This is a genomic window from Thermoflexus sp. (genome assembly GCF_040289485.1).
Classification (GTDB): Bacteria; Chloroflexota; Anaerolineae; order Thermoflexales; family Thermoflexaceae; genus Thermoflexus.
In genome coordinates this window covers 1-5,959 of record NZ_PSLG01000093.1, presented here as the reverse complement: position 1 = coordinate 5,959, position 5,959 = coordinate 1, and the positions used below count along the sequence as shown (strand labels likewise).

8 protein-coding genes are annotated in these 5,959 nt (G+C 70.6%); 4 read left to right on the top strand and 4 right to left on the bottom strand.

The genetic code is table 11. The annotated features are described in order from the left end of the window. A partial coding sequence (locus C4313_RS10935; RefSeq protein WP_352429894.1) for a hypothetical protein occupies positions 1–201 on the bottom strand: 201 nt, incomplete at its 3' end. 134 nt (positions 202–335) lie between these two features. On the opposite strand from C4313_RS10935, the gene C4313_RS10930 reads away from it, so the two are divergent. The 4 genes from C4313_RS10930 to C4313_RS10915 are packed head-to-tail and all read left to right on the top strand — an operon-like array spanning position 336 to position 3,315. Further along, positions 336–1,259, top strand: a complete 924-nt coding sequence (locus C4313_RS10930; RefSeq protein ID WP_352429893.1) for an energy-coupling factor ABC transporter permease — start codon at positions 336–338, stop codon at positions 1,257–1,259. Between the two features lie 49 nt (positions 1,260–1,308). Further along, on the top strand, positions 1,309–2,115 hold the full coding sequence (gene cbiQ / locus C4313_RS10925) for a cobalt ECF transporter T component CbiQ (protein WP_352429892.1): 807 nt from the start codon (positions 1,309–1,311) through the stop codon (positions 2,113–2,115). A gap of 14 nt (positions 2,116–2,129) precedes the next feature. Continuing rightward, the gene (locus tag C4313_RS10920) at positions 2,130–2,846 is read left to right on the top strand and encodes an energy-coupling factor ABC transporter ATP-binding protein (RefSeq protein ID WP_352429891.1); all 717 of its coding nucleotides are present in this window, start codon (positions 2,130–2,132) and stop codon (positions 2,844–2,846) included. A 28-nt stretch (positions 2,847–2,874) separates the two neighbouring features. Continuing rightward, positions 2,875–3,315, top strand: coding sequence for a Fur family transcriptional regulator (locus C4313_RS10915; protein ID WP_352429890.1), 441 nt, complete (start codon positions 2,875–2,877; stop codon positions 3,313–3,315). A gap of 18 nt (positions 3,316–3,333) precedes the next feature. On the opposite strand, the gene C4313_RS10910 is transcribed toward C4313_RS10915, so the two are convergent. The 3 genes from C4313_RS10910 to C4313_RS10900 are packed head-to-tail and all read right to left on the bottom strand — an operon-like array spanning position 3,334 to position 5,808. After that, positions 3,334–4,056: a segregation and condensation protein A gene (locus C4313_RS10910; protein ID WP_352429889.1), complete on the bottom strand. Its 723-nt coding sequence runs from the start codon at positions 4,054–4,056 to the stop codon at positions 3,334–3,336. Further along, a complete protein-coding gene (locus tag C4313_RS10905) occupies positions 4,053–5,216 on the bottom strand; it encodes a competence/damage-inducible protein A (RefSeq protein ID WP_352429888.1) in 1,164 nt (387 codons plus the stop codon). Before C4313_RS10905 ends, C4313_RS10910 begins: the two co-directional genes overlap by 4 nt. Positions 5,217–5,253: 37 nt before the next feature. After that, a complete protein-coding gene (locus tag C4313_RS10900; protein ID WP_352429887.1) occupies positions 5,254–5,808 on the bottom strand; it encodes a GNAT family N-acetyltransferase in 555 nt (184 codons plus the stop codon). Positions 5,809–5,959 lie beyond the last annotated feature (151 nt).

The window sequence follows — 5,959 nt, the reverse complement described above, 5'->3', positions numbered from 1 at the left end:
CGCAAGGTGAAAGGGATGACGATGCGCCACGGAACGGCCTAAGCACAGCGCCGCTGTGCCCAACTCTCCGTGCCCGCAGGCGGCGGTGAACCTTTCCAGCAGGTCCCGTGCCGCCCCGGCCGCATATCGAAACGCCTTGTGAATGTCTTGCTGCCGATCGGGATCGGCGGGGCGGGTTTCATCTTCGGCTGTCCCATCCATCCCCACCTCGCTCTCCCACGAGGCGCGCGGAGGAGGGCGGATCCCTGCCTTTGTCCCTCGGCCCATCCGGTTTTGATGGTTTCCCATTTATTGCGATAGACTGGCAATAGCCAATCTATTGCAAGGAGGGGGCCGTGCATATCCCGGACGGGTTCCTCTCGGCGTCGGTGGCGTTGCCGCTGTGGGGGGTGACGGCGGGGGTCGGCGGGTATGCCCTGCGGCGGGTGAGCCGGGATCTGGGGGAACGGGACGCGCCGGTGGTCGGCGTGGTGGCCGCAGGGATCTTCGCCGCCCAGATGCTGAATTTCCCCATCGCCGGCGGCACCTCTGGACACCTGGTCGGGACCGCCTTGGCCACTCTGCTCCTCGGCCCATGGACGGCCATCCTGGTGATGGGATGTGTCCTCATCGTCCAGGCCCTGGTGTTTCAGGACGGCGGGCTGGTGGCCCTGGGGGCCAATATCTTCAACATGGGGATCCTGGGCGCCCTGGTGGCCTATGCCGCCGACCAGACGATCCGTGGCCTGTTCGGAGCCCGGCCGTGGGCCCGGCCCGCCGCCGCGTTCCTGGCCGGCTGGATGGCCACCGTGATGGGGGCCCTGGCCACCGGTATGGAACTGGCCCTCTCGGGCCTGGCGCCGGCCAACTTGGTGCTCCCGGCCATGGGCGGGATCCATGCCCTCATTGGGGTGGTGGAGGGGCTGATCACGATGGGCGCGGTGGCCTTTCTCTCCGTGCTCCGTCGGGAGCCGGAACGCCCGGTGGTGGGCCGCCTCCCCCTCTGGGCGGCCGGCCTGGCGCTGGCCTTCGGCCTGGCGGTCCTCGCCCCGCTGGCCTCCTCGGACCCCGACGGGCTGGAGCGGGTGGCGCAGGACCTGGGGTTCCACAGCGCCGCCCGGGTTACCCTGCCGGGCCTGATCCCCGATTACGTGGTCCCGGGGATCCCGAACCCGGCCCTGGCGACGATCCTGGCCGGCTTTCTGGGGGCGGCGCTGGTCTTCGGGCTGGCTGTGCTTCTCGTCTTCCGCCGCCGTCCGCCCCAGGCGCTGAAGCGATGATCCCGTCCGGATCCGGGCGGGACGGAGGCGGCCGGGGCTCGGAGGGCTGGTGGCCGTGCATGTGCACTTCCACGACCCATATCAGCCGTTGGAAAGCCCGGTGCATCGGCGGGACCCCCGGGTGAAACTGGCCCTGACGCTGGCCTTTATCGTCACGGCCACAGCCTTGCCCGGGGGGGCGTGGTCGGCCTACGGCCTCCTGGTGCTGGCGGTTCTAGGGGCAGCGCTCCTCTCAGGACTGGGGGTGCGCCGGGTGTGGCGGCGCTCGGCCCTGGCGTTGCCCTTCGTCCTGGCGGCCCTCCCGGTGGTGTTCACAGCCCCCGGCCCATCGGCGTTCCAATGGCAGATGGGACCGTGGACGCTGTCGGTGCGCGCGGAAGGCGTGGTGCGGTTCCTCAGCGTCCTGATCAAGGCCTGGCTCTCTGCCCAGGCGGCGGTGGTGCTGGTGGGAACCACGTCCTTCCCGGATTTGCTGGCGGCCATGCGGGGTCTGGGGATGCCGCGGATCCTGGTGCAGACCGTCGGGCTGATGTGGCGGTATCTTTTCCTGTTGGCCGATGAGGCGGTGCGGATGCTGCGGGCCCGGGAGGCCCGCAGCCTGGATCCGGGGATCCCGGGCCGTCGGGTGGGGGGAACCCTTGGCTGGCGGGCGCGGGTGACTGGCCAGATGGCGGGCATGGTGTTCCTCCGGGCCCTGGAGCGGGGCGAGCGGATTTACCTGGCCATGGTCGCCCGGGGGTATGATGGCGAAATCCGAGCCCTGCCGGCCCCACCCCTCTCTGCGGTCGATCGCGGGCTGCTTCTGGGCGGGCTCGCCTTCCTGGGGCTGGTGCTGCTGGTCGGCCTGTTCGTGTAGGGAGGATGGGCAGCATGGCGGCGTTACTCGAGGCGGAGGGGCTGGTCTACGTGTATCCGGATGGCCGCCGGGCGTTGAACGGCGTCTCCCTGGCCCTTCGGCGTGGGGAGAAGGTCGCGCTGGTGGGGCCCAACGGGGCCGGCAAATCCACGCTGCTGCTGGTGCTCAGCGGCCTGTTCCGGCCGGCGGCCGGCGTGATCCGGTGGGAAGGACAGCCGGTGGGGGATGGGGACCTCCGGCGCCTGCGGGCTCGGGTGGGCTTGGTGTTCCAGGATCCGGACGACCAGTTGTTCTCCCCCACTGTGTTCGATGACGTGGCCTATGGGCTGATCTACCAGGGGCTGGCGGCCTCGGAGGTGGCAGAGCGCGTCCACCAGGCGCTGGAGGCGGTGGGGATGGATGGGGCCGCGTCCCGCATCTCCCACCACCTCAGCGTGGGGGAGAAGAAGCGCGTGGCCCTCGCCACCGTGCTGGCCTTGCAGCCCGAAGTGATGCTCTTCGACGAGCCCACCGCCGGGCTGGACCCCCGGGGGCGGCGGGAGTTCATCCGGCTGCTGAAAGCCATGCCCCAGACGATGCTGGTGGCCACCCACGACATGCGCATGGTGGCCGAGGCCTTCCCGCGCACCCTGGTGATGGACGGTGGGGAGATCGTGGCCGACGGCCCCACCGCCGAGATCCTCCAGGACCGAGCCCTCCTGGAGGCCCATGGGCTGGAGCCGCCGTTCTAAGGCGTGAGCCGCTCCGGGGGGGCTTCCCATGCCTCATTGTCTTCACGCCCGTCGCCTGCTCCGTCAGCACGGCTATCGGGTCACGCCCCAGCGCCTGATGGTGCTGGAGGTGCTTCGGACCGCGGACCGGCATCTGACGGCGGAGGAGATCCACGCCGCCCTGCAGGCGCGCTCCCCGGGCGTGGACCTCTCCACCGTCTATCGGGCCTTGCGGCTGTTCTCCCGGCTGGGGCTGCTGGACCGCCATGACATCGGCGGCGGCCGCAGCGTCTACGAGTTGCGGGTCCGGCCGGACCACGGCCACTTCATCTGTGAGCGGTGCGGCCGCGTGGAGCATCTGGAAGCGGAGCCCTTCGAGGGGGTGCGGCAGGCGCTGGAGCGCGGGGGGGGCTATCGGATCCTTCGCCTGACGGCGACGGTGGTGGGGATCTGCCCCGCATGTCAGGCGCGCGAGGAGGATGGGGCGTAGACGGCGCCCGCCCTCCCGCTAGACGGGCTCCACGTAGATCTCGTCGAACAGGCGATCCTGGCGGGCGATCACCTGGCGCCGCTTGAGGAGCTCCAGCAGGCCCAGGAAGAGGGCGATGCGATCGGCGCGGGTCTCGACGCTCTCCAGCAGCCGGCTCATGGCGACCCGGCCGTGGGCCACCACCGCGTCCAGGATGCGCTGGATGGCCTCCTGGATGGTCAGGCGGTAGGGGGAGAGGAAGCGCCCTACCGGCACTGCAGCGGGGGGGCGCTGCAAGGCACGGCGGGCGAGGCGGAGAAGGTCCTCCAACGTCACCCCTTCCAGGCCGGTCCCGGGGGCTGCCGGCAGAGGTGGTGGGGCGGCGCGGGGATAGGCGGTCCACCCTTCCCGCTCGGCCAACCAGCGGGCCCTTTCGCGGAAAAGGCGGTAGGCTTGGAGTTGGGCCACCAGTTCCGCCCCCACGTCCTCCACCCCCTCGTCTGGCGCCGGCGGCCGCGGCAGGAGCAGCGTGGACTTGAGGTAGAGCAATTTGGCCGCCACCACCAGATATTCCGCCAGTTGGTCCAGGGTGAGGGCCTGGAGGACAGCCACGTATTCCAGGTATTGGGCGGTGACCTGGGCCAGGGAGATCTGCGTGATGTCCAGGGCGTTGCGCTCGATCAGGTAGAGCAGGAGATCGAGCGGCCCTTCGAAGACCGGCAGGCGCACCGGAGGCAGGCTGGGCTTGAAGGGCAGGGTCACTGGTCCTCCTCGTGGAGCCACCGCCACAACAGGCCCATCGCCATGTGGGCGACCCACTCGGCGGCGTGGGGGAGGGGGCCTCGAAGGGCTCGCCGGGCGATCTTCGGGCCCTTCGGCGTGGCCAGGGCGGCGGTGGCCTGGAAGCCCTCTCCCTCCGGGCGGACCTCGGCGGCCAGCCCGAAGGTGGTCCCGGCGTGCCGCCGGACAGCCTCCGCTGCGTGTTCGGGGGCGGCGGCCAGCCGGGCCCGAACCTCCCCGATGCGGAAGACGGTTCCCTCGGGGTCGGCGGCGGCCAGCCGGCCGCCCAGCATCCCCATGGAGCCGCTCTCGATGGTCGCCAAGGTGGCCTGGCGCTGGCGGAGGGCGAGGATCAGCGCCGCCTCGGGGGTCTCTTCCCCCTCGCCGTAGACGGCCGCGCCCAGGCGCTCGCGGATGATCCGGACGGCAGCCTCGGCCCGGGCCTGGGCGTCTGCGAGGGTGACCCCATGGGCCCGGATGCGGATGTCCACCCGCCCCGGGTGGGCGTTCAGACCGATCTGCGGGTTCTCCCCCCGTAGCAGATCCTGAAGCCGCTCGTCGATCAGGCTCTCTCCCCACCCGATGGTGCGCACCACCCGCCAGACCATGGCCTCCTTCGGAGGGAAGCGCTCCCGCAGATAGGGGATGACGGTCTCGGCGAGCATGCGCTCCAGTTCGCGGGGGACGCCCGGCAGGGCGAAGAGGAGGTGGCCGTCCTCCTCCACCAGGAACCCGGGCGCGGTCCCGATGGGGTTGGGGATCACACGGGAACCTTCCGGTCGGAAGGCTTGCCGCCGGTTGCTCTCCGGCATCGGGACCCCGAAAGCCTCAAAGCGCGCGCGGATGGTTTCGAACAGTTCGGGATCGAAGCGCAGGGGGCGCCCGGTGGCCTCCGCCACCGCCTCCCGGGTCACATCGTCCACGGTGGGGCCCAGGCCGCCGCTGATGAAGAGGATCTCGCTGCGGGAGCAGGCGGCCCGGATGGCCGCGACCATGCGGGGCAGGTCGTCGCCCACCACGGTGACCTGGACCAGGGGGATGGCCAGCGGGCGGAGGGCCCGGGCGATGCGGGCCGAGTTGGTGTCCACCACGTCCCCGCTCAGCAGTTCCGTCCCGGTCGCCAGGACTTCAGCGTTCGGCATGGGGCCTCCCGGGTGTTCCTCTGAGCCTGATCCCATTTTAACCCCGGGGGCGATCCCCGGGCGGCGGCTGCTCGGGGGAGCGGCCTTCCGAACGCCCGGCTGCCAGGGCGAGGGCCTCCGGCAGGTCCTCCAGCGAGCGGACCATCCGGATCCACTTGCCCCAACGGCCGTTCTCCGCAAAGCCGAGGGAACGGTAAAGGGCGCGGGCGCGCTCGTTGTGCGCTCCGACCCAGAGTTCGCACTGACGGCAGCCGTGGGAGCGCAGGTAGGCCATCCCGTAGCCCAACAGGGCGCGGCCCAGCCCACGGCCCTGATAGGCGGGATCCACGACCAGTTCGTGGATGGCCCCCGTGTCGTGGTCCCATCGGGGATCCACGGCGATGAACCCGACAGGGCGCTCCCCGTCGTAAGCGATAAAGGAGCCGTTCGGGTCGCGATGCCGGAGCCATCGGAGATAGACCTTCACCTCGGCGCGGTGGCGGTAGTAATAGTCTCCCAGGGGTTGGTAGGCCCGCAGGTAAAGGTCCACCAGGTCCGCGGCGCTCGAGAGCGGCTGCTGCACGATGCGGATCGACGAAAGAGTAGGAAGCAAGAGGGATCACCTCCTCCCGGAGGACGTGGACGGCAGGGGTAATGCCGCCGGGGCCGAAGGACGCGCCCATCCCGCCGGCGCGGAAAATCCCCTTTTCCGTTCCGTGGCGCATCGTCATCCCTTTCACCTTGCGAGGCGAAACGGATGACCG

Coding starts and splice junctions, on each gene's coding strand:
- C4313_RS10920 (WP_352429891.1), top strand. CDS start 2,130: ATGGCGGCGTTACTCGAGGCGGAGGGGCTGGTCTACGTGTATCCGGAT.
- C4313_RS10915 (WP_352429890.1), top strand. CDS start 2,875: ATGCCTCATTGTCTTCACGCCCGTCGCCTGCTCCGTCAGCACGGCTAT.
- C4313_RS10905 (WP_352429888.1), bottom strand. CDS start 5,216: ATGCCGAACGCTGAAGTCCTGGCGACCGGGACGGAACTGCTGAGCGGG.